The 22,944-nt window shown below is 64.4% G+C and carries 20 protein-coding genes and 1 tRNA gene; 4 read left to right on the plus strand and 17 right to left on the minus strand.

Features of this window, described 5'->3' with window-relative positions; genetic code table 11:
- Positions 1–293: 293 nt before the first annotated feature.
- From AC50X9_RS12325 to AC50X9_RS12360, 8 genes are all read right to left on the minus strand, one after another.
- The gene (locus AC50X9_RS12325; RefSeq protein ID WP_494894008.1) at positions 294–530 is read right to left on the minus strand and encodes a hypothetical protein; all 237 of its coding nucleotides are present in this window, start codon (positions 528–530) and stop codon (positions 294–296) included.
- A gap of 61 nt (positions 531–591) precedes the next feature.
- Positions 592–1,296: an SOS response-associated peptidase gene (locus tag AC50X9_RS12330; protein WP_494894013.1), complete on the minus strand. Its 705-nt coding sequence runs from the start codon at positions 1,294–1,296 to the stop codon at positions 592–594.
- A 104-nt stretch (positions 1,297–1,400) separates the two neighbouring features.
- Positions 1,401–2,366 (minus strand): competence protein CoiA family protein, encoded by a 966-nt coding sequence (locus tag AC50X9_RS12335; protein ID WP_494894015.1) that lies wholly within the window; start codon positions 2,364–2,366, stop codon positions 1,401–1,403.
- A gap of 132 nt (positions 2,367–2,498) precedes the next feature.
- Positions 2,499–3,386: a hypothetical protein gene (locus tag AC50X9_RS12340; protein WP_494894017.1), complete on the minus strand. Its 888-nt coding sequence runs from the start codon at positions 3,384–3,386 to the stop codon at positions 2,499–2,501.
- Between the two features lie 523 nt (positions 3,387–3,909).
- On the minus strand, positions 3,910–4,467 hold the full coding sequence (locus AC50X9_RS12345) for a hypothetical protein (RefSeq protein WP_494894019.1): 558 nt from the start codon (positions 4,465–4,467) through the stop codon (positions 3,910–3,912).
- A gap of 371 nt (positions 4,468–4,838) precedes the next feature.
- Positions 4,839–5,621 carry a C40 family peptidase gene (locus AC50X9_RS12350; RefSeq protein WP_494894021.1) on the minus strand — a complete coding sequence of 261 codons (783 nt, stop codon included), beginning with the start codon at positions 5,619–5,621 and terminating at the stop codon, positions 4,839–4,841.
- A gap of 332 nt (positions 5,622–5,953) precedes the next feature.
- Positions 5,954–6,463, minus strand: a complete 510-nt coding sequence (locus tag AC50X9_RS12355) for a hypothetical protein (protein ID WP_494894023.1) — start codon at positions 6,461–6,463, stop codon at positions 5,954–5,956.
- Between the two features lie 265 nt (positions 6,464–6,728).
- Positions 6,729–7,643 (minus strand): RNA polymerase sigma factor, encoded by a 915-nt coding sequence (locus AC50X9_RS12360; protein ID WP_494894025.1) that lies wholly within the window; start codon positions 7,641–7,643, stop codon positions 6,729–6,731.
- A gap of 182 nt (positions 7,644–7,825) precedes the next feature.
- Between AC50X9_RS12360 and AC50X9_RS12365 the strand changes: the two genes are divergently transcribed.
- The gene (locus tag AC50X9_RS12365) at positions 7,826–8,149 is read left to right on the plus strand and encodes an ArsR/SmtB family transcription factor (RefSeq protein WP_494894027.1); all 324 of its coding nucleotides are present in this window, start codon (positions 7,826–7,828) and stop codon (positions 8,147–8,149) included.
- Here the strand turns inward: AC50X9_RS12365 and AC50X9_RS12370 are convergent.
- Positions 8,103–8,600 carry a hypothetical protein gene (locus AC50X9_RS12370; protein WP_494894028.1) on the minus strand — a complete coding sequence of 166 codons (498 nt, stop codon included), beginning with the start codon at positions 8,598–8,600 and terminating at the stop codon, positions 8,103–8,105. The two genes, AC50X9_RS12365 and AC50X9_RS12370, sit on opposite strands and share 47 nt — an antisense overlap.
- Before the next feature lie 242 nt (positions 8,601–8,842).
- Between AC50X9_RS12370 and AC50X9_RS12375 the strand changes: the two genes are divergently transcribed.
- Positions 8,843–9,082: a helix-turn-helix domain-containing protein gene (locus AC50X9_RS12375; protein ID WP_494894030.1), complete on the plus strand. Its 240-nt coding sequence runs from the start codon at positions 8,843–8,845 to the stop codon at positions 9,080–9,082.
- 78 nt (positions 9,083–9,160) lie between these two features.
- Positions 9,161–9,406: a hypothetical protein gene (locus AC50X9_RS12380; RefSeq protein ID WP_494894031.1), complete on the plus strand. Its 246-nt coding sequence runs from the start codon at positions 9,161–9,163 to the stop codon at positions 9,404–9,406.
- A 20-nt stretch (positions 9,407–9,426) separates the two neighbouring features.
- Here the strand turns inward: AC50X9_RS12380 and AC50X9_RS12385 are convergent, their stop codons facing one another.
- A complete protein-coding gene (locus AC50X9_RS12385; RefSeq protein WP_494894034.1) occupies positions 9,427–10,557 on the minus strand; it encodes a tyrosine-type recombinase/integrase in 1,131 nt (376 codons plus the stop codon).
- Between the two features lie 88 nt (positions 10,558–10,645).
- Positions 10,646–10,726, minus strand: a tRNA-Leu gene (locus tag AC50X9_RS12390).
- A gap of 209 nt (positions 10,727–10,935) precedes the next feature.
- Here AC50X9_RS12390 and AC50X9_RS12395 point away from each other — a divergent pair.
- Complete coding sequence (locus tag AC50X9_RS12395; RefSeq protein WP_494894039.1) at positions 10,936–11,541, plus strand: ANTAR domain-containing response regulator; 606 nt, start codon at positions 10,936–10,938, stop codon at positions 11,539–11,541.
- A gap of 111 nt (positions 11,542–11,652) precedes the next feature.
- Here the strand turns inward: AC50X9_RS12395 and pyk are convergent, their stop codons facing one another.
- The 6 genes from pyk to trpB all read right to left on the minus strand — a co-directional run bounded on the left by pyk (position 11,653) and on the right by trpB (position 22,931).
- Positions 11,653–13,143 (minus strand): pyruvate kinase, encoded by a 1,491-nt coding sequence (pyk, locus tag AC50X9_RS12400; protein ID WP_494894042.1) that lies wholly within the window; start codon positions 13,141–13,143, stop codon positions 11,653–11,655.
- 83 nt (positions 13,144–13,226) lie between these two features.
- A complete protein-coding gene (locus AC50X9_RS12405) occupies positions 13,227–14,684 on the minus strand; it encodes a glutamate synthase subunit beta (protein ID WP_494894044.1) in 1,458 nt (485 codons plus the stop codon).
- Positions 14,677–19,287: a glutamate synthase large subunit gene (gene gltB, locus AC50X9_RS12410; RefSeq protein ID WP_494894046.1), complete on the minus strand. Its 4,611-nt coding sequence runs from the start codon at positions 19,285–19,287 to the stop codon at positions 14,677–14,679. The genes AC50X9_RS12405 and gltB overlap by 8 nt, the downstream gene beginning before the upstream one ends.
- 263 nt (positions 19,288–19,550) lie before the next feature.
- Positions 19,551–20,750 carry a prolipoprotein diacylglyceryl transferase gene (lgt, locus tag AC50X9_RS12415; RefSeq protein ID WP_494894048.1) on the minus strand — a complete coding sequence of 400 codons (1,200 nt, stop codon included), beginning with the start codon at positions 20,748–20,750 and terminating at the stop codon, positions 19,551–19,553.
- A 4-nt stretch (positions 20,751–20,754) separates the two neighbouring features.
- Positions 20,755–21,582 carry a tryptophan synthase subunit alpha gene (gene trpA / locus AC50X9_RS12420; protein WP_494894050.1) on the minus strand — a complete coding sequence of 276 codons (828 nt, stop codon included), beginning with the start codon at positions 21,580–21,582 and terminating at the stop codon, positions 20,755–20,757.
- Positions 21,579–22,931 (minus strand): tryptophan synthase subunit beta, encoded by a 1,353-nt coding sequence (gene trpB, locus AC50X9_RS12425; protein WP_494894052.1) that lies wholly within the window; start codon positions 22,929–22,931, stop codon positions 21,579–21,581. The genes trpA and trpB overlap by 4 nt, the downstream gene beginning before the upstream one ends.
- Positions 22,932–22,944: the final 13 nt, after the last annotated feature.

Here is a 22,944-nt window from a genome sequence, read left to right on the forward strand (position 1 = left end):
GCCATGACGCCCAGCCGAAAACCGGAACCACCCCGGCCCCTCCCAAGGCCACCGTAAACGACGACCACCCACCTCAACAGGGGGTACTTAAGAGATACAAGCCAGCAAACCCAGCGGCAAGTATTTTGATGGCTAGAGACTCAACCTGAATACCCTGGTAGGTGTCACACTTCCTAGGGACCGGGACACCTAGGTGCGACACTCCGGCATGGTTCTGGGCCGGTTAGAGCGGCCGGCCGTAGGACTTTTAGCATCCGGCAGCCGAACGTCCGGCCAGGCTCAGAAAATCTGCTTCACATACCTTCGGCGATCATGCTGCGGAGGGCGAGCAACAAGCCGGTGCCGCAAATTGCCAGGGCAAGAGCCCCTGGCACCCTGCCGCTCTTATCGACCAGGGAGCTCACGCCCAGAATGGCGCCGAGCACAGTCAAGATGGCGACGAAGATCCCCACGTAGCCCGCACCATATCCTGACGTGGGGTCCCTGAACGCCCAGAGCATCCATGCGACAACGGCGGCGTTGAAAATCATTAGAATCAGCGCAAGCAGCCCAGTGGTCATACTGAGGCGGCGCGCGGAGTTCACGCGGAGCTCACTCGACCGGCTCGATGAGCTCCGGCCCGTTGTTCCGGACGCTGTTCACCCTCGTGCTGACGATTCGAGGTGTCAGGATCGGCTCAGGCAGTGAGTCCAGCAGGTGCTGGACGTCATTTTTGTCGGTCAGGTCCGGGTCCAGCCATTCAGCGAACCGGTCGCGCGGGATAATTACCGGGGACCGTTCGTGGACGTGCCCCAGGGCGTCCTGGGTGGTCGTTGTGAGCACCGTGCAGCTAAGCAGCCACCGCGCCGGATCATCCTCGGGCAGAGACGGATCGGCCCAGAACTCGTACAGGCCGGCGAAGCCCAAGATGGGTTCGTTCTCGGAGTACAGATAGTTGGGGATCTTCTTGCCGTCTTCGGTCTTCTGCCATTCAAAGTAGCCGTCCGCAGGTACGATTGCTCGGCGCTTCACGGCGGCCTTGCGGAAGGAAGGCTTCTCAAGGATGGTCTCGCTGCGGGCGTTGATCAGCTTGTTGCCTATCTTGATGTCTTTAGCCCAGGACGGCACCAGGCCCCGGTGGGCAACTAACAGATGTCGCTCGATACTGCCCTCGTCCAACCGTTCAGCCACGATCGGCACGTCCTGGGTGGGCGCCACGTTCCAGCTCGGCGGCGGCGAGGTGCCTTCCACCTCCTTGGCATCGAAGTAGCTCAGAAGATCGCCGGTGGCCCTGGACATAACGTATCTACCGCACATGAGGCCATTCTGCCCGACCTGGCTCCGGCTAGTAGTTATGAATGGCGACGGGAAGTCGTCTGCCGCTGGCTGCCGGCACCAAGGCCCGTACACGTCGCGCCCGCCTAGCGATTCCTGCCGAAGATGCGTGCGATGGCCTCCCTCTGCCGTTGCTGCTCGCGTTCGCTGGGGCTCCACCCACTGGCGCTGCGCTTGTAGTGGTCGGACGAGGCACCCGGCGGCTGCCACGGTGGCTTGGGCGGCCTCGCCGCTGCTTCCCGGTGGGCCTTGATCTGGGCAAGCCGGGCCGGTTCAGGCTTCTCCCCGACGTACTCGGCCATCTCGGGTGGCGGCACAAGAGCTCCCGAGGCAGAGATGCCCCACTCCGTCAGCGGGGCGGACGCGTAGTGGGTAGGGCTGAGAATGTGGCCCTCAGCCGTGGGGTGGCGGTATTCTCCCGCGTAGCTCGCGACCAGGACGCCTATAGACTCATGCGCCATGTCCAGTACGACGCTCGTCAGCGGCAGGTCAAGGACCAGATGGGGAACGTCCGGAGACCACAGCCATACGTCGCGGACGCCTCCGTTCTGATACCCGCCGTGGCGGCGGTCCCAGTCCTTCAATTCCACTGGCTTGCGCTGGACCTCGAACGCAAGCTGCCGGCCACCGGCAAGCTCAGCCTTCACATCGCTCCGCAGCCTGGCGCCGGGCACCCAGAACTCCTCTTCGACGGACCATGGTAGGACGTGGTGCTGGTTGCGGGCCCAGTCCATGATGAGCTGCTTGCCGTGCAGGTGCTCGGCAGTTTCCCCGTGCCGGCCCAGGCCGTCCGGTGCCTCGCCAGCCTTGTGGCGGAAGTGAATGCACCTCTTCTCGGCCTCGACGAGAATGACCGGAACATCGCGACCATCTTCCTTGCAGTCGATGCACACGATGTCCTGGGAGCCCTGGTAACCGTAGCGGCCGTAGTACGAGCCGTCTCCGCGGCGCATCGCCGCCGCGACGACAATACGCCGGTCGGCGTTGTTGTAGGCAACGAGGGGCTCCGTGGGTTCCCAGTCGCGCGGGAAGAGCGGCCGTATTTCGATCATGCGCACAGTATGAGCCGCAGGGCTGACATTTCTGTTGCAAACCGCTGATGGACAGGCTCAACGGATAATCGAACAAACGTGCCCCACTTCCTTGGGGTTTTGAAGCACGTAAGTTATGAGAAACTGCGGCACTTAGGCGGCGTCCTGCTGCATTATGTCCCAGACGTCTTGGCGCGCCGCAGGAAAATCGAACTTCCTACCGGACATCAGCGACGTAACTCGCTCAAGAGGCCAGTCGGTCAGCGTGCCGTAGCGAGCCGAGAAGATGCCCAGCCGGTCGATGTTGTACTGGTTTGAGTAGTCCAGCAGCGCATAGGCGAGAAGCTGATACACATTATTAGGTTTCAACACGTCTGGGCGGAGTCCGGCCTTGTTCTTTGGAGCAAGGGTGGTTTTAATGTCGATTAGTAATCCCCCCGCGACAAGGTCAGCTTCCGCGGCGATGCGTCGAGTAGGGCCGAGTTTCGAGAGATCGAAGGTGGGGCCAAGGCTAAACGGACCTATGAGCGTCGGAATGAGGCGTTCTTCGGAGAGCTCTCGCAATGCGACTAGTTCAGCGACAGCGGCATCATCGGCTTGCTCAAGCATCGTGTCCACGGTGAAGTCGCCGCTATGCACCAGGTCGGGTACAAGAGGAGCCCATGCAGCGCCTGCCCGGTGTGCACTGACGCAGAGAGCGAGAGCCCAGGCCGCTCGAGCGGCTAGTTCGCGATCGCCCGACCGGCCGACGAGGCTCGCCAGTTCGTTGACAACCTGGTGGTAGGTCGTATTGTACGGATAGAGGATGAGCGCCGACATCGGTGTCTCGTCAGGCTCAAGGATTAGACGGACGATCAAATCGACAGCAGTTCCGACGTTGCTGGCGTTCGCCCCCATGGAATCAATGACGAGGTCGCCTGCAAGTGCCTTATATTCGGCCTGAAGTGGCTTCATATTGGGAAAATGGGTACGGACGTATTGACCGATAGAGGTCTTCGGGTCTGTGACGTCCTTGCTGAGGAACCCTGTGGTGTTGTACATGTTTTGACCATAACTGGGAGAACCGACAGCGCCCGCCTCAATCAACGCCTACACATCGCCATTCAGGGTGTCCCACTCCTTGGAACCGGGACACTCTTCGTGGGGCACGACCGCTTGGCCGAGCTCGTGGACTTCCGGCATGAAGGCCACGACTGGCCCCGCCACCACGAGTATGACTCAGACCGGGAACACACCCTCGGGGTGTGGATCCATACCCAGCGATAAAAACGCCGCCACGGCGATCTCGACCCTGTGAGGGTCAAGCTCCTGAACGATGCCGTTCCCGGATGGCAGACGGGGAGGACCCGGGGCCGCCCTCCCCGGCGGTGACCGGACGGTCACGCCGCCCCGCCGGCCAGTGATACTTTGTGCTAACAATTGAATGCACGCCAAACGGCCGACTGGACCAGCTCATGCCCCGAAGAAACCGTATCCGAAAAGACTTAGCGATTTGCCGAACCGTTACGCCTCGGCGATACATCGAGTCCCCTTCTTGGTGCAAATAGCTTGGCTCCGACACGACTCAGCCAGCCAACTTCCATTCAAGGATCGAAGATCCCGCACTGTATCGGACCTTGGTCATTGAGGTGGACGCCTGGCCCTGGATGATTACCCATCCCCGGATGCAATCGCCCCAGGCTACTCGCTGCTCCACAGGGAAGCCCGGCTGAGCTGCCTCATGACTCCAAGTAGTAGAAGCCGGATTGTATTGGCGCGACTCCGCGTCGTACAGGGCCCAGCGTGCGCTTCCGATAACTGGGTAGTCCTCAGGAGCCGCGTCCGCTGGCTTAGGTCCGACACAAACTTTGACGTCGATAGCTTCTTGATCCGCGTTTTGAGGCTCGACATTCTTCTTGTGTTCATAGACCGTGATGGTGCCGCCGGACGAACTCGTGCCGGAGCTGCCAAGGGGCAACTGGGTTTTTTGCTTGGATTCGGCCGAAGGTGTCGCGGTCACCGTCACCGCCGGCTGAGTCACCGTTACCGTCACAGTGGCAGTCGGCGCAGCACCGTCGGCACTTGGCGTACAGCCCGTCAGAACGATAGCGAAAATTCCGAGTGTGCAAATACCTTTGTTCATTAGTCCCCCAGTTCGCCGGGCCAGTTGAAGGTACCGCCCCTCCCGGAGATTATCACCTCCTCAATCAGCGGCTAACTTGATTGCTGCATATTCCGTCTAGGCCCGAAGTCCAGTCTCTGCGGGGGGCAGCGAGAGATTTTGCGGCCGTAAGCGCGACAATGGATGGTCGGAGCATGCCGCGGTCACACTATGCGGTCCGTAAACTCGATTACTTGTTTCCAGTATCCGTCTCGTTCTGTACCCGAGCGCAGCCATGGGGCAGTGACCGCGCCTACAACCCGGGTCTTCTACTGCTCCGTTTCCTCCCACTCCTGCTCGGGCCGCAGGAGCTGAATTCGGGTTTCTAAATCCCAGTTCGACGTAACTACACGTCACTTCAAAAGATCAAAATACGCCGTATCCGTATTCCAAGCTATGGGATGCAGCAACGTACCCACCGCGGGATTTAGCGCGCTGTACATCATCCCGTCCCCCGCATAAATACCAACGTGTCCCCAGTCGGCTGGCCCTTGTGCGTTCTGGACCACCAGGTCCCCCGGCTGCGGATTGTCGGTCCGCGTACCGACCCTCCATTGATCCACTCGCGGCAGGTTGACCCCGGCCTGCCTGTAGATCCACTGGACGTATCCGGAACAGTCCCACGCCTTGTAGGCCGTGCCACCCCATACGTAGGCGCCGCCGACCCCTTCCTCGGTAAACCGCAGGATGTCCTTCCGGATTTGGCTAAGATTTGTGGGAACGACCGTGTCCGTCGAGGGCTTCCGCGTATCGGAGCACGTGGCCGGTGACATCCCGCCGTCGAGCGCCTCAACAATGGCCGTCGCTTCAGCCTCCCACCGCGCATACAGCTCCGGAAACGCCGACACCTGAACGGCTTGCGCAGCTTGGCCTTTGTTCATGGATTGCCAACCTCGGATATCCAACAACCCGGGCGGGCTGCCACGGTTGGGGCCGGCAGGTCCGCCGTAAAAGGCTCGCACGTTGTACTTGGGATCCATCAACTGCTCGACTGTCCCCCAGCCGGCCGCGGGACGTTGCTGGGCGGTGCCGAGGGAATCGTGGTCGCTGCCGAGGCCGTCATGCGGGTACTGGAGCGAGGCAGGTACGTTCACGTTGGCGAGGACTCTGAGGCTGGATTCCTGCAGCGCCATCATGATTGCGATGATCTGGCCCTCTCGCGGGACCCCCAATTGCCGGCCAATGGAAACGTAGTCCCCTGCGACGGCCATTTGTCTGTCGGTCACACTGACCGGCGCCCGACTGTTTGTGCGGATGCTCAGGGCGCCGGATACGCTGGCGCCGGGCTGGCCAGCAGCGCCACTCTGCGAGCAGACGGACGGGGTGTCGGCTGCGCTCGCGCCGAGCACTGCCACGGCTGCGCTAAACGCAATTGAACCCCCCAGGACCAAGATTGAGGCCGCGGCCAGCGAAACCCGCAGAAGGGCCCGGCGCTTGACCGGCCTAGCCAACACCACGGCTGCCGGCATCAATAGACGATCCTGCTCGGTGCGGCGTAAAAGCCGACCATGACGCAGTGATCCGTCGGGGCCGTCACAGCCGGCGGACAGTTCACCATAACGCTGACGGATGCCGTGTAGGTGTTGCGGGCAGAAATTGATTGATCCACAACGCTGACGGAGACTGTGCACACATGCAGTCCCGCCCATGGCGCCGGCCGCTCCCGGACCTTGGCCAACTCGCTGTCGCAGTGCAGCGATTCCACCGCGGCCGAGCGGTACGCCTGTTGATTAGCCAGAGTTGCGTAGCTTCCCGCGTCGACTCCGGTCGCTTCGAACTCCTGCACCAGGACTGCCAAGGGATTGGACCCGTCCGGCAGCACGTCCCACCAGTCACGGAGCCGTGAGTAGACCTCCGAGTAGGAAGACGTTCGCGTGTCCCAGGTGTAGATCGCCGTCGCCGCCGCGGCCGCAAGCTGGCGGAAGTCAGCAGTGCGGGGTGCACCCTCGGCATCGGCAATTACAACGTCAGGAGCCACCGTCGAAGGTTGTGCCGGCGTCCCGGGGGAAGCGTTCGCCGGACTCTGAGGGATGGGCAACGTCGGCGGTGCAACCGGAGCCTCTGCGGGTGTGGGCGTCGACCACGTGAGAGCGATGAGCGCCGCGACCACACTCAAGAGCGCGGTCGCTGCGATCCACCATCGCCTCCGGCTGCTTGGACCGGGTAGTGCGTTTTTCGGGAATACGTACATTCGGGCCTCCTTCTCGCCTGTTCATGGCGAGCGGGCGGACCCACAACATGACTCAGCAGGCAGTCCGCGTCGCGGCCTGGAGAATCCTCCATGCCGTTTGATACAGCCGGCGCGCGAAGCCGATCTGGACGGCGACATAGCGCTCGGTGACGCCCAACTGGGCCGCCAACGATTCCAGAGCCCTTTTTCGTTCGGGTCCTCGTAGTCCGGGGCGAACGATACTTTCGGCTGTTCTGCGGAGTACCGGTGTGGGCAGGCACTCTGCTGCGTGCTGGCACACGTCTCCGATATTGCTAATGGCCGCCTGCTCAACGTCCAGGGCATTTCGAACGGTTTTCGCCGTCTGGCGCACCACGGTCACCGCGTGCCAGCGCCGGCGGTCCTGTGGCGACGGCGGACCGTAGTGTCGCGGCCCGGTCAGACTGTCGACGGCAAGATCCCAAACTCCTGCTGGCACGCTGGCCTGCGTCAGCTCAATGATCGTTCGTGCCCATTGCTGGTCAATAACTTTCTCGGCAATTTGAGATGTGCTCCGGTCCATGCCCAGCACCGCCAGAGTAACGAACGGCGTCGGCCCGTCAGCATTCCCTGGTTCCACGATCAGCGGGAGTGTCTGATGGCTCAGCTCCCGACGGGTGTGCGCAGCGCACACGTTCGCGCAGACGCCTTGAACCCACGCACCAAAGGGAATACCGGGGAGTTGGCGGTAATGCCCCCGGGTCACGCCATCCCACACCGCGACCCGGATGTCCTGCATAACGTCGTCCACGTCGCAGGCCCGGCCGATCCGCGAGAGATGCGAAACCACGTACCGCTGTACACCGTCGACGGCGATCATGATTTGATCTACCGGAACGACAACCGCGGCGGACTCCGGCGCACCGCGCAGGGAGATGTCGATACTTCCTACATTTGGATGATCTTGGGGGGCCTGATTCAACCTGGCTTCGACTCGCATGGTCTTCACCGCTTCGACTCAACGATTCCAATAAGTCCGGCACCGGCACGCCCGGCGCCCTGAGAGTGGCAGCGAAAGCCAAGGCCGACCACTACGACAGGAAAGCTATACAAACTATTTTCAAAGTTAATTAAAGTATCGTCAAGACTGCGGGTCTTACTTTTCAGGAATCGTTCGGTGAGAATGGTTCCATGCCCAGGATCACGCAGCCTCACGACGAAGCCTGGTCGAACGACGTCGAGGCCGCTGTCGCGACATTTGGCAACAGATCACGGAACGAGATCCTCCGCTACCTTTCCGCGCACGGTCCGGCGACCCGCGGTGACATCGTGGCGGCAGTGAGCGCCGGTGAGCCGAGCGTAGCGAAGCACCTGCTTGCACTTGAGGAGACCGGTGCCATTACGGTGGACCTTGAGCCGGGCCGACGCCATGGCCGCTCGCCGCGCTATTCAGCCAACCCCGCGCGGATTAAGGAGTTGCTGGCGGCTCATCTTCAGTATCTTCTGGAGGATTAGCTGCTGCCTCTTCAGCTCCAGGATGGCGATCAATGTCCTTGTTGAGGTATTCAGAGATGGCCCTTAGCGTCTCCGGGGAGACGTCGCCCAACGTCCGCGCTGCGAAGGTCTTCACCCTGGCCGCGCGGAGCGACTTCACAAACTCGAGTTGCGAATCGATCCGCTCGGGCAAGTCGGCGCTGTCGCCGATCAGGTACGAGGGGTCAACATTGAAGATGTTGCACAGCTCGGCCAATAGCGCCGGATCGCTGACCAGACGACCGGTCCCCTCTTTCATGTAGAACCAGCGCGCGCGGGATAACTTGATGCCCCTGGCCTCGAGTTCGGACTGGACCTCGCGGAACGTTACGGGCTTCCCGCGTTCGGCAACCACGACGTCGAGCAGCAGATTCAGACGACGAGCCAGCTGGGCCTGGGGAGACAACACGTCACCGCCACCTGCCTCGTCCATCCGCGCTGCCCACCCCTCGATCCGATGCGGGGCCGGCAGCCCGGTCAGGCGCTACGACCCCCTTTCGCCCAGTATTACCCGAGTCGTCCGGCGCGGCAATCAACCGCGTCAACCAGGTGAGGATTCATTTGCTCACTCTGGTCTATCCAACATGACCTCAACCGGAGTAACCTGCTGCTGTAGACCCGTCTACAGCAGCCCTTCACCATTCCCTGGTTGTGGTCCCCATGTCGTGCATCTTGATGAACCGAACACGAAGCCGAATTATCCGATTCCTGCTCAGGAACGGGCCCTCGACCTGTGGCCAGATCGGCAGGGAACTCGGCGCCTCGTCCTCAGCCATCCGAAGGCAACTCGGCCTGCTCACCGAAGCGGGGCTGGTGCAGCGCTCATCGATTCAGTTCAGTGCTTCCGCCGAGCAGGTGCAGCTCAATGCTGCGGCCCTCGAAGCGAGTTTCCAGGCCACCGTCATGCCGCCGTGATTTCCGGCTTACATGAACGGGGACAGGACTCGCGCCAGCCGTCCTCGCCGCATATCCACGAAAGGATCGGACAGGGGCATGAAACTTGAATTCTTCGAACCAGCCGAGGCGGCCACCGTCCTCAAGTGTTCAGAGGCATGGCTCAGGGACGGGGCTGCCAAGGGTGAGTTCCCGCACGCAGTCTGGGGCAAAGGGAAGATTGTCTTCACGTCGGTCCACCTCAGGGAGATTGCAGAGCTACGTGAAGTCCGGTCCGGTGGCCCTGCGGCGCCAGCCGTCCGCATGATCGGGACGCGAGCACAGGCTCGCCAGAAGTACTCTTAGGTAACCCATCCACCCAGCCGCTATCCGCGCCACACAACCGCGGAACGCTCGACGGCGTCGGCGGCATCCTGGAGCGCCTGCGGCATCAGGTGGCCATACACCTGCTCAGTCGTTCGCGTAGATGCGTGCCCGAGTCGCCTGGAGATCGTGAACAGCGAGACGCCATCCTGGATCAGCCAGGACGCATGGGTATGGCGCAGATCGTGGATCCGTGGTGACTTCTTCAGTCCACGCGCTTGGGCCGCTTTCACGGCGGGAGTCCAGTAGTGGTGCCAATACAGCTTGTGGACGATGCGTTCGCCTTTGGGAGTGGTAAACAAGAGTTCCGAGCCAGGGCGGCTGGCCACCAGTTGAATCAACACATCCACCAAATGAGGATTGAGCGAAACCGTCCTCTTGCCGGCACCGGTCTTGGTCGCTCCGACGTAATACTCGGAATCAGTACCGCGCTTCCATGCCTTGTTGATCCGCATCGTTGCCGGCTTCGACATCAGGTCCACGTCCGCCACAGTCACCGCAGTCGCTTCGCCGAACCGCGTTCCCGTCATGACCAAGAATTGAGTGAACGCCTTGTACCGCTCCCCCATGCCCTCCAGAATCAGGCCGAATTCAGCGTGCGTCAGGAACCGGGCCTCATCCTCTGCCTTTTCGCCTGACGGGAGCTGCACGCCTCGGCACGGATTGTCCTTCCGGTAGCCGAGCATGACGGCCGTCTCCATCGCCGAGAAGATCAGGCCATGGTTGTTCTTGATGGTCTTGGCCGACCGGCCCTTGGTCTGCATCGCCTTGATCCAATACGTCAGGTGCCGGTAATCGAGCTTATCCACGGGAATGTGCCCGATGACGTCGGCGATGTGCAGCTTCAGCATGGTCTGATACGTGTGGACGGTGCCAACTGAAGGCCGGACCAGAAAGTCGATGTGCTCTCGGATCACGGCGGCGACGGTGGGCGCTTTAGTCTGGTTCGCGACCATCGCATGCTGGGCAATCTCAAAGGATTGGTTGTTGGCATCAAGGAGGCGCTTCAGGGTCTGGGCCTCGGCCGACGTCGCTAGGGTAATCCCCTCTTGCTTTCTCGACTCGGGGTTCCGCCAGCGGACTGTGAACGACGTGGATCCGTCCGATTTTTTCCGTTCCCAGATGCTGGCCATACCCAAAATTCTAGGCTTCGTGTGCACAGAAAACGAGTCTTTGTGCACACCCAGGGCCCAGAAACCCTGCTGACCTGCGGAAACACTGTGCCCGAGGTGGGACTCGAACCCACACACCTTTCGATACCGCATTTTGAGTGCGGCGCGTCTGCCATTCCGCCACTCGGGCGCGGATTACACCGGTGTCACAATCGCCCCCGCAACTGTGCTGTGGGCAACGCGATCGCTTCCAGTGCGCGGAATTACTCTACCTCCAGATAGGCTGAATTCCAGAATCGCGCCAGTGACGCCGCATCGAACCCAACAATCGGTCCCAGTACACCAGCGGTAACAACCTAAGATGGTCTAGTTCCCGCCGTACCTTTCCAAGGAGTTCCCGTGTCAGAACAGACGGAGTCAAACCCCACGACCAAGCCGGCGCGCCGCGTGGTTGTCGCCGAGGACGAGACCCTCATCCGGCTCGACATCATCGAGATCCTGCGCGGTGAAGGCTACGACGTCGTGGGCGAGGCTGACAACGGCGAGAAGGCCGTGCAGCTGGCCGAAGAGCTGAAGCCGGACCTCGTCCTGATGGACGTCAAGATGCCCATCATGGATGGCATCACGGCCGCCGAGAAGATCGTCAAGGCCCGGATCGCCCCCGTGGTTCTGCTGACGGCGTTCAGCCAGAAGGAACTCGTCGAACGCGCCCGCGACGCCGGCGCCATGGCCTACGTGGTCAAGCCCTTCACGCCGGCGGACCTGATCCCGGCCCTGGAGATCGCGCTCTCCCGCCACGAGGAAATCAAGGCCCTCGAAAGCGAAGTGACCGACCTGCAGGAGCAGTTCGCCACCCGCAAGCTCGTGGAGCGCGCCAAGAGCCTCCTGACCACCAAAATGGGCCTGACCGAGCCGGAAGCCTTCCGCTGGATCCAGAAGACCTCGATGGACCGCCGCCTGAGCATGCGTGAAGTCGCCGAGACCATCATCAACCAGGTCAACTGACCGGTCCGGTAACAAAGGACCCGGGCACCCAGAGACTAAAAGGGAGGGTCCCCGCCGCGCAAACCGCGTGGCGGGGACCCTCCCTTTTCGCATAAATCTACGGAGCTAGGCTTAGCCGTTCCGCTTCTTCTTTTCCGGCCAGGGGCCGAGCTTGTCCTTGGTGACTTCGGCTTCGCCGAGGCCGGCGTCGGCCAGGTCGCCGACCTTGTGGACCTTGAGCATGTTGGTCGAGCCGGCCTTTCCGGGAGGCGAACCGGCGGCGATGACCACCATGTCGCCGTCCTCGACGAGGTCCATGTTCAGCAGGCTGCGGTCAACCTGTGCGGTCATCGCGTCGGTGTGGCCCACCATCGGGACCAGCACCGGCTGGATGCCCCAGGTCAGCGCCAGCTGGTTCCAGACGTGTTCCACCGGTGTGAAGGCGAAGACCGGCCGGGTCGGTCGCAGCCGCGACAGGCGCCGCGCGGAGTCGCCGGACTGGGTGAAGGCGCAGATGTACTTGGCGTCCAACTGGTCCGCGATTTCGACGGCGGCCCGGGTGATCGCGCCGCCGCGGGTCTTGGGCTTGGTGCCCAGCGGGGGGACGCGCTCCAGGCCGTGGACCTCAGTGGATTCGATGATCCGGGCCATCGTCTTGACGGTTTCGATCGGGAACTTGCCCACGCTGGTCTCGCCCGAGAGCATGACCGCGTCGGCGCCGTCGAGCACGGCGTTGGCGCAGTCGGAGGCCTCCGCGCGGGTGGGGCGGGGGTTGTCGATCATGGATTCGAGGACCTGGGTTGCCACAATGACGGGCTTGGCCCAGCGGCGTGCCAGTTCGATGGCGCGCTTCTGCACGATCGGCACTTCCTCAAGCGGAAGTTCTACGCCGAGGTCGCCACGGGCCACCATGATGGCGTCGAACGCGTCGATGATCTCGTGCAGCTGCTCGACAGCCTGCGGCTTCTCGATCTTGGCGATCACCGGCACGCGGCGGCCTTCTTCGTCCATGATCTCGTGCACGCGCTTGATGTCCGAGGCGTCGCGGACGAAGGAGAGTGCCACCATGTCCACCCCGCGGCGCATGGCCCAGCGCAGATCATCCTCGTCCTTTTCGCTCAGCGCCGGTACGTTGACGGCAACGCCGGGCAGGTTGATGCCCTTGTTGTTCGAGACGTACCCGCCGACGATCACCTGGGCGACCACCTTGACGTCGTCGACGTCGATCGCGCGCAGCGCGACCTTGCCGTCGTCGATCAGCAGGGCATCGCCCGGGTTGACGTCCTCGGTGAGGGTCTTGAGCGTCGTGGAACAGATGTCCTTGGTGCCCGGGACGTCCTCGGTGGTGATCGTGAATGTGTCGCCGACGGCGAGCAGGTGCGGTCCGTCCACGAACCGGCCGAGGCGGATCTTCGGGCCCTGCAGGTCGGCCATAATGGCAACGGCCTTGCCGAGCTGCCCGGCGGCCTTCCGGACGTTCTCGTAGGTGCTGTCGTGCACGGCGTAATCGCCATGGCTCATGTTCATGCGGGCCACGTCGACGCCGGCTTCCAGCACGGCGAGAGTGTTTTCAAAGCTTGCGATTGCCGGTCCGAACGTGGCCACGATTTTAGCGCGTCTCATATACCTACCCTAGTGGTCTGTTGCATGGATGAAGCTGAAGCGGATGTGAACCCCTGATGACCTGAAGACCCGGACCTGACGGCCTACAGAATGGCCATCGCCCTGTCGGTCGGGGCGACGGGGGCCGGAAGGATGGTGCTGCCCATCAGGAACTTGTCCACCGCGGCGGCGCAGGCGCGTCCCTCGGCAATCGCCCACACGATCAGCGACTGGCCGCGGCCGGCGTCTCCGGCGACGAAGATGCCTTCCGTGTTGGTCATGTAGTACCCGTCGCGGGCCACGTTGCCGCGGCCGTCAAACTCGGCACTGACCTGCTCGGTGATTCCCGCCGGTTCCGGGCCGGTGAAGCCCAGCGACAGGAAAACCAGGTCAGCCGGGATGATCCGCTCGGTGCCGGCCTTCGGGAGGCGCTTGCCGTCGACGAATTCGGTCTCGGCCACCTTCACCCCGGTCAGTTTGCCGTTCTCGCCGACGAACTCCACGGTGGAGGCGAGGTAGGTGCGTTCGCCGCCCTCCTCGTGGGCGCTGGCAACTTCGAACAGGGTGGGGAACGTCGGCCACGGCTGGTGGGTGGCGCGCTCCGCCGGCGGCTGCTTGCCAATCGCCAGGGTGGTGACGGATGCGGCCTGGTGCCGGTGCGCGGTGCCGAGGCAGTCCGCGCCGGTGTCGCCGCCGCCGAGGATGACAACGTGCTTTCCGGCGGCGTTGATCTGGTTTTCGACCGTCTCCCCCGCCACGATCCGGTTGGCCGGGACAAGGTAATCCATCGCGAAGTGCACGCCCTCAAGCTCGCGGCCCGGGATCGGCAGGTCACGCGGGACGGTGGCGCCGGTGGCGACCACCACGGCGTCGTAACGGCGGCGCAGCTGTTCCCAGGTCACGTCGGTGCCGACGGCGACGCCGGTCCGGAAGCGGGTGCCTTCGGCCTTCATCTGCTCGAGCCGGCGGTCGACGTGCTCTTTTTCCATCTTGAAATCGGGAATCCCGTACCGCAGCAGGCCGCCGATCTTGTCGTCGCGCTCATAGACGGCGACGGTATGTCCCACCCGGGTCAGCTGCTGCGCGACGGCGAGCCCGGCGGGTCCGGACCCGACGACGGCGACAGTCTTGCCGCTGAGCCGGGCCGGCGGCAGCGGGTTGACCCAGCCGTTTTCGAAGGCCTGGTCCACGATGGAGACCTCAACCTGCTTGATGGTCACGGCGGGCTGGTTGATGCCGAGCACACAGGACGCCTCGCAGGGCGCCGGGCAGAGCCGCCCGGTGAATTCGGGGAAGTTGTTGGTGGCGTGCAGCCGCTCCATCGCTTCCTCCCCCTTGTCCCGCCAGATGAGGTCATTCCACTCCGGAATGAGGTTGCCCAGCGGGCAGCCCTGGTGGCAGAACGGCACACCGCAGTCCATGCAGCGGCCGGCCTGGGCCTTCAGGACACCCTTCTCCTGGGCTTCATAGACTTCCTTCCAGTCCATGATGCGGACCGGAACGGGACGGCGGGGCTGGGTTTCGCGCTGACGTACTTTAAGAAATCCGCGTGGATCAGCCACCGGTAACCTCCAGGATTCGAGCCCAAACTTCTTCGCCGTCGGGGTCAAGGCCCTCTTCGATGGCGTCAAGGCGGGTTTGCAGGACGGCCGCGTAATCGCGCGGCAGCACCTTGGTTATGCGGGCTGCGGTGTCGTCGAAGTTCTCCAGCAGCCGTGCCGCCAGCAGCGATTCGGTCTCCTCGGAGTGCTTCAGGAGCAGTCCATGGACAATGTCGCGGTCCTCGGCGTCCAGTTCGCGCAGCTGCAGCTCGCCGGACTCGAGGGCCTGCTTGTTGACGCGTTCGCTCTTCAGGTCCAGCACATAGGCCGTGCCGCCGGACATGCCGGCTCCGAAGTTGCGGCCGGTGCGCCCGATGATCAGCGTCTGCCCGCCGGTCATGTACTCGCAGCCGTGGTCTCCGATCCCCTCGACCACCGCGGTGGCGCCGGAGTTGCGGACCAGGAAGCGTTCGCCGACCTGGCCGCGCAGGAACATCTCACCGCTCGTGGCGCCGTAGCCGATCACGTTTCCGGCGATGACGTTGCTTTCCGCTTTGAACACGTTGGTGCGGTCCGGCCGGACGATGATGCGCCCGCCGGAAAGCCCCTTGCCCACGTAGTCGTTCGAGTCACCAAACAGCCGCAGCGTGATGCCGGCCGGCAGGAACGCACCGAGCGACTGGCCGGCGGTGCCGGTCAGCGTGATGTCGATGGTGTCCGTGGCCAGTACGTCCGTGCTGAAGGTTTTCGTGACCACGTGGCCCAGCATGGTCCCGACCGAGCGGTCGGTGTTGATCACGTCGACGGCGATCTTGACCGGGGTGCGGTCAGTCAGGGCTTCCGCGGCCATCGCGATCAGGCGCTGGTCGAAGTGCTTGTCCAGCTCATGGTTCTGGCCGGTGAGGTTGCGCAGCGGCGCGTCGTCGTCGAACTCCAGTCCGTGCAGGATCGGGTCCAGGTCCAGCCCTTCGGCCTTCCAGTGGTTGATCGCCTCACGGCTGTCGAGCATTTCGGCGTGGCCGATCGCTTCCTCGATGCTCCGGAAGCCAAGCCCGGCCAGGATCTCCCGGACCTCCTCGGCGAGGAACTCGAAGAAGTTGACCACAAATTCCGGCTTGCCGCTGAAGCGGGAGCGCAGCTCGGGGTTCTGCGTCGCGACGCCCACCGGGCAGGTGTCCAGGTGGCAGACGCGCATCATGATGCAGCCGGAAACCACCAGCGGCGCGGTGGCGAATCCGAACTCCTCGCCGCCGAGCAGCGCGGCGATCACGACGTCGCGGCCGGTCTTGAGCTGGCCGTCCACCTGCACCACCACACGGTCGCGCAGGCCGTTGAGCATGAGCGTCTGCTGGGTTTCGGCGAGACCGAGTTCCCAGGGCACGCCGGCGTGCTTGAGCGAGTTGAGCGGCGAGGCGCCGGTGCCGCCGTCGTGCCCGGAAACGAGGACGACGTCGGCCTTGGCCTTCGTGACGCCGGCGGCCACCGTGCCGATCCCGACCTCGGAGACCAGCTTGACGTGCACCCGGGCCGAGGGGTTGGCCCGCTTCGCGTCGTAGATCAGCTGGGCGAGGTCCTCGATCGAGTAGATGTCGTGGTGCGGGGGCGGGGAGATGAGTCCGACGCCGGGGGTCGAGTGCCGGGTCCGGGCCACCCAGGGGTAGACCTTCTGGGCCATCAGCTGGCCGCCCTCGCCGGGCTTGGCACCCTGCGCCATCTTGATCTGGATGTCCTCGGCGTTGGTCAGGTAGAGGCTGGTCACGCCGAAACGGCCCGAGGCGATCTGCTTGACCGCCGAGCGGCGCGTCGGATCCAGCAGCCGGTCCACGTCCTCGCCGCCTTCACCGGTGTTGGACTTGCCGCCCAGCCGGTTCATCGCGATCGCAAGGGTCTCGTGGGCTTCCTGGGAGATGGAGCCGTAGCTCATCGCACCGGTGGAGAACCGCTTGACGATGCTCGAGACGGACTCCACTTCCTCCAGCGGGACCGCGGGCCGCAGCCCGTCCTTGAACTTCAGCAGCCCGCGCAGGGTCATCAGGTTCTCGGACTGGTCGTCGACACCGCGGGTGTAGGCCTTGAAGATGTCGTAGCGGCGCTCACGTGTGGCGTGCTGCAGCCGGAACACGGTCTCCGGGTTGAACAGGTGGGGCTCACCGTCGCGGCGCCACTGGTACTCGCCGCCGCCGAGAAGAGCCTGGTGGGGCTGCTCGATGCCGTTTTCCGGGTACGCCATCCGGTGGCGTGCCGCGACCTCGGCCGCGATGACGTCGAGGCCGACGCCGCCGAGCTGGGAGTGCGTGCCGGAGAAGTACTCGTCCACCAGGTCCTGGCCGAGGCCGAGAGCCTCGAAGGTCTGGGCTCCGGTGTAGGAGGCCACAGTGGAGATGCCCATCTTGGACATGATCTTCAGGACGCCCTTGCCGAGGCCCTTGATCAGGTTGTAGACACCGTCCTGCGCGGTGACGCCGACGACGTCGCCGGTGGAAATCAGCTGCTCCACCGATTCCATCGCCAGGTACGGGTTCACGGCGGAGGCGCCGTAGCCGATGAGCACGGCCACGTGGTGCGTCTCGCGGACGTCGCCGGCCTCAACCACGAGGGCCGTCTTGGTGCGGTTGGCACTGCGCAGCAGGTGGTGGTGCACGGCGCTGACCAGCAGCAGGGACGGGATCGGCGCCCACTGGGCGTTCGAGTCACGGTCCGAGAGCACGACGTACTGCACACCGCGGTTGATGGCACCGGACACCTGTTCGCAGATTTCGGTCAGCCGGGCGCGCAGCGCGTTTTCGCCCCCTTCGGGGCGGTAAAGGCCGCGGACCTTCATGGCGACCCGGTCGCCGTCGGCATTCTCGATGTTCGCGATCTTGGCGAGCTGGTCGTTGTTGATCACCGGGAACGGCAGCGCAACCTGCGGCTGGCGGACCTGCTTGGTGTCCAGCAGGTTGCCGTTGGGCCCGATCGCGCAGGTCAGCGACGTAACGAGCTCTTCGCGGATGGCGTCCAGCGGCGGGTTGGTGACCTGGGCGAAGGACTGCACGAAGTAGTCGAACAGCAGCCGGGGCCGCTTGGACAGCACCGCCACCGGGGTGTCCGAGCCCATGGCCCCGAGCGGCTCGGCGCCGGTCCGGGACATCGGGCCGAGCAGGATCTTCAGTTCCTCGGTGGTGTAGCCGAAGGTCCGCTGGCGGATGTTGACCGAAGCGGCGGTGTGCACCACGTGCTCGCGCTCGGGCAGGTCCTTCAGGTAGATCAGGTTTTCCGTGACCCAGTCGGCCCACGGGTTGGCGGCTGCCACCTCGGCCTTGACCTCGGAGTCGCTGATGATCCGGCCGGCGTCCGTGTCCACGAGGAACATCTTGCCGGGTGAGACGCGGCCCTTTTTGACCACCTTGGAAGGCTCGACGTCGATCACACCGACCTCGGAGGCGAAGATGACCAGGCCGTCCTCGGTGATCCAGAACCGGCCGGGACGCAGACCGTTGCGGTCCAGGGTCGCGCCGACGAGGTTGCCGTCAGTAAAGGAAACGGCGGCGGGGCCGTCCCACGGTTCCATCAGCATGGAGTGGTATTCGTAGAAGGCGCGGCGGGCCGGATCCATCGTGGCGTGGTTTTCCCAGGCCTCGGGGATCATCATCATGATGGAGTGGGTGATCGGCCGGCCGGAGAGCCAGAGCAGTTCCGCGACCTCGTCGAAGGAGGCCGAGTCGGAAGCGCCCGGCGTGCAGATCGGGTACAGCTCCTCGGGGGAATCCCCGAGCAGCGGGTTGGCCAGCTGCGACTGGCGGGCACGCATCCAGTTGCGGTTTCCCTTGACCGTGTTGATTTCACCGTTGTGGGCGATGGTCCGGAACGGCTGGGCCAGCGGCCAGGAGGGGAAGGTGTTGGTGGAGAACCGTGAGTGGACGATCGCCAGCTTGGTCTTGAACCGCTTGTCCGAGAGGTCCGGGTAGAACGGCTCCAGCTGGGCGGTGGTCAGCATGCCCTTGTAGACGATGGTCCGGGAGGACAGCGACGGGAAGTAGACGCCGAACTTGTTCTGCGCCCGCTTCCGGATGCGCCAGGCCCGGGAGTCGAGTTCGTTGCGCTCCAGCACTTCCCCGGTGCTGGAGGCAAAAAACGGCTGGGAGAAGTAGGGCATGCACGCCCGGGCCATCGCGCCGACCAGGTCGGCCACGATCGGCACTTCGCGCCAGCCGAGGACCGTCAGGCCCTCATCAGCGGCGAGACCTTCGATGCCGGCCTTGGCGGCGTCGGACTCGCGCTGCTCGGCCGGGAGGAACGCCGTTCCCACCACAAACTGGCCGGGATCGGGAAGTTCAAACTCGGTGACTGCGCGGAAGAATTCGTCCGGAACCTGCATCAGCAGGCCGGCGCCGTCGCCGGTACCCTCGTCGGCGCCCACGGCTCCGCGGTGCTCGAGATTCCGCAGGGCTGTCAGGGCGGCGTCAACGATGTCATAACCTGGCTCCCCCCGCAGCGTGGCGATGATGGCGAGGCCGCAGGCGTCCTTCTCCTGCTCCGGGTTGTAGAGCCCGGCCGCTTCGGGAAGCGCTGCGAAACGCTTAAAAGGTGACATGGCGGGCTGCTGAGGCTCGGACCAACTGGGGCTGTGCAGGGTTTGGGTCATGGGAGACGTCCTTCCTCCTGATCGTGCGTATGGGAGGGACAACATTGGCCCGCATCGGTGCGCCGGTGTGATGGGCACAACAAAGTTTTTTCTTATTCGAATTGTAGGTCAGCGCCGCGTGCTGTACTAACAGTTACGCGACCGCCGGCCAGGAATTGCGCGAACACCAACTGTCTGCTGTGCGCTGCTTTCCCTGCTGCCACGACACTGTGGACACGGGCTCTGCGAGGGGTGACTCCGCGGCCCTATCTGCCGGGGCTGAGCTACTTGGTGCCCTCAGCTTCCGGCGCGGTTCCAGATCCCTGGTGGCCGGTTACTCCGGCCTCCGACTCTCCGGTGACGGTCTTGGTGCCGCCGGTGGATTCCCTGGACGCCTCCGCCGGGGCGGAAACGCGGCCTGGACCGCTTTGGATATCAGGGATATTAGCACGCGACTCACTATCTGAGACAGAAGAATCCGAATGGCGGACACCATCGCCGCCACCGTCAGTGCCCGCGGCCGGCTCTGTTCCAGCCGGCTCAGTTCCAGCTGGCTCTGTTTCCGCCGGCTCTGTTTCCGCCGGCTCGCGGCACGGCAGGTAGACCGTGTCGGTCTCCGCGCGCTTGCGCAGGCCGAGGATGATAAACGCCGCCAGCGCACCCAGCAGCACAAAGATGCTGGTCCACACGTTCAGCCGCGTCGTGATCCCGAAGAGGCTGATCTGCTCCGCGTCGTCGATCCGCATCGCTTCGATCCAGACCCGGCCCAGGGTGTAGTAGACCGCGTAGAGGCAGAACAGCCGGCCGCGGCGGAAATTGAATTTGCGGTCCAGCAGCAGCAGGATTCCGACACCGGCGAGGTTCCACAGGGATTCGTAGAGGAATGTCGGGTGGAAGAGCGTCTCCGCGGCCATTCCGGGCGGGAAGTTGGGGTTGTCGGCGTCGATCTGCAGACCCCACGGCAGCGTGGTGGGGCCGCCGAAGAGCTCCTGGTTGAAGTAGTTGCCCCAGCGGCCGATGGCCTGGGCCAGCAGCAGGCCGGGTGCGGCGGCGTCGAGGAAAGCGCTGAGCTTGACCCCCGCCTTGCGGCAGCCGATCCACGCGCCCACGGCGCCGAGCAGCACCGCGCCCCAGATCCCCAGTCCGCCGCGCTGGAGCTGCGGGATCAGGGACAGGTCGCCGGTGCCGTCGAAGCCGGGGCCGAAATACGCGTCCGGCGAGGAGACGACGTGGTAGAGCCGGCCGCCGATGATGCCGAAGGGGATCGCCCAGATCGCGATGTCCCAGACGCTGCCCTCCGGGGCGCCGCGCCGGCTCCAGCGCACCGAGGTGAGCCACAGACCGACGATGATCCCGAGCAGGATGCACAGGGCGTAGGCATGGATGCGCAGTGACCCCCAGGGCAGCGGGATGTCGAAACCGGACCAGTCCGGGCTCGGAATGCTGGCAGGCAGCATCGCTGCCGCGTGGAGGACTGACTGCATCGCTTTAGGCTTCTTCCCTGGTAAGGCCGGTGCTCAGGTCTTTCGTCAAGGACGCTACCGCATCCACACCGCCGTCGCCGAGGGCCACGACCAGCGCGGTACCAACAATCACGCCGTCAGCGTAGGCGGCGATCTCGCGGACCTGGCCGGCGTTGGAAACGCCCAGTCCGACACAGACGCGTTCGGCGCCGGCCGCGTGTGCGGCCGCGACAACGTCCTTGGCCGCGGAGCTGACCGAGGTGCGGGCGCCGGTGACGCCCATGATCGATACGGCGTAGACAAAGCCGCGGCTCGCCTCAACGGTGCGCTTCATGCGCTCCGGCGAGGATGACGGTGCCACCAGGAACACCCGGTCCAGGCCGTACTTGTCCGAAGCAGCCATCCATTCGGAGGCCTCGTCCGGGATCAGGTCCGGGGTGATGAGCCCGGCTCCCCCGGCTTCGGCCAGCTGGCGGGAGAATTCGTCCACGCCCATCCGGACCACCGGGTTCCAGTAGGTCATCACGAGCACGGCGGCGTCGGTCTTGCTGGTGATCCCGCGGACGACGTCGAAAACCTGCTTGACGTGGAAGCCCTTGGCGAGCGCCTCGGTGGTGGCGGCCTGGATTACCGGGCCGTCCATGACGGGGTCGGAGTACGGGATGCCGATTTCGATCAGGTCGGCTCCGTTTTCGGCAAGGGCGATGCCCGCGGCGATGGTCTCCTCGACGCCTGGGTAGCCGGCGGGCAGGTAGCCGATCAGGGCCGCGCGGCCCTGGGCCTTGGCGCGGTCAATGGCAGCTGCCGATTTGCTGGCGGTCCGGGCGGTGCCCGGGTCCTGAACGGTGCTCACAGCTGCTCCCCCTCTTTGGCGATGATGTGTTCGGGTGAATCCTTGTCCAGCAGGTCGAACCATTCCGCGGCGGTGGCCACGTCCTTGTCGCCGCGGCCGGAGAGATTCACGATCACGATCTTGTCTGACGCCTTGCTGGCGCCTCCGGCTGCCTCGCCGCCTGATTCTCCGCCTTCGGCGGCGAGCCGCTGGCCGACCTTGATGGCACCGGCCAGGGCGTGCGCGGACTCGATGGCCGGGATGATGCCCTCGGTGCGGCAGAGCAGCCGGAAGGCGTCCATGGCCTCGCTGTCCGTGATCGGCTCGTAGCTGACGCGTCCGATGTCCGCGAGGTAGGAGTGCTCCGGGCCGACGCCCGGGTAGTCCAGGCCCGCCGAGATGGAGTGCGACTCGATGGTCTGGCCGTCGTCGTCCTGCATCAGGTAGGAGCGGGCGCCGTGCAGCACCCCGGGCTTGCCGAGCGTGATGGTCGCTGCGTGGCGTCCGGTTTCGACGCCCTCGCCGCCGGCTTCGAAGCCGTAGATCTTGACCGACGGGTCGTCCAGGAAGCCGTGGAAGATGCCGATGGCGTTGGAGCCGCCGCCGATGCAGGCGCAGACGGCGTCGGGCAGGCGGCCGGTCTGGTCCAGGATCTGGGCGCGGGCTTCCTCGCCGATGACCTCGTGGAAGTAGCGGACCATGGCCGGGAACGGGTGCGCCCCGGCGGCGGTGCCCAGCAGGTAGTGGGTGTTGTCGACGTTGGCGACCCAGTCCCGGAGCGCCTCGTTGATGGCGTCCTTGAGCGTCTGGGATCCGTTGGTAACCGGAATGACGGTGGCTCCGAGGAGCTCCATCCGGGCCACGTTGAGGGACTGCCGGCGGCAGTCCTCGGCGCCCATGTACACGACGCATTCCAGGCCCATCAGGGCGGCGGCCGTGGCGCTGGCAACGCCGTGCTGCCCGGCGCCGGTCTCGGCGATCACACGGGTTTTGCCCATGCGCTTGGCAAGGAGCGCCTGGCCCAGCACGTTGTTGATCTTGTGCGACCCGGTGTGGTTGAGGTCCTCGCGCTTGAGGAAGATCCGGACACCCCCGGCGTGCTCGGCGAAGCGCTTGGCCTCGGTCAGCAGCGAGGGCCGGCCCGAGTAGTTCTTGTTCAGCTCCGCGATTTGCGCGGTGAACTCCGGGTCGGCTTTGGCTTTCTCGAAGGTGTCCTCGAGCTCATCCAGGGCTGCGATGAGTGACTCGGGCATCCACCGGCCGCCGTACGAGCCGAAGTAGGGGCCCGGGGCGTGCCGCAGGGATTCCCCACCCTGCAGGAACGCGTCCACGGCGCTCTCGTCGGAGCCTGCTGCTGGCGCATCGACCATCAGTCTCACCATC

Source organism: Pseudarthrobacter sp. HLT1-3 (genome assembly GCF_059383535.1).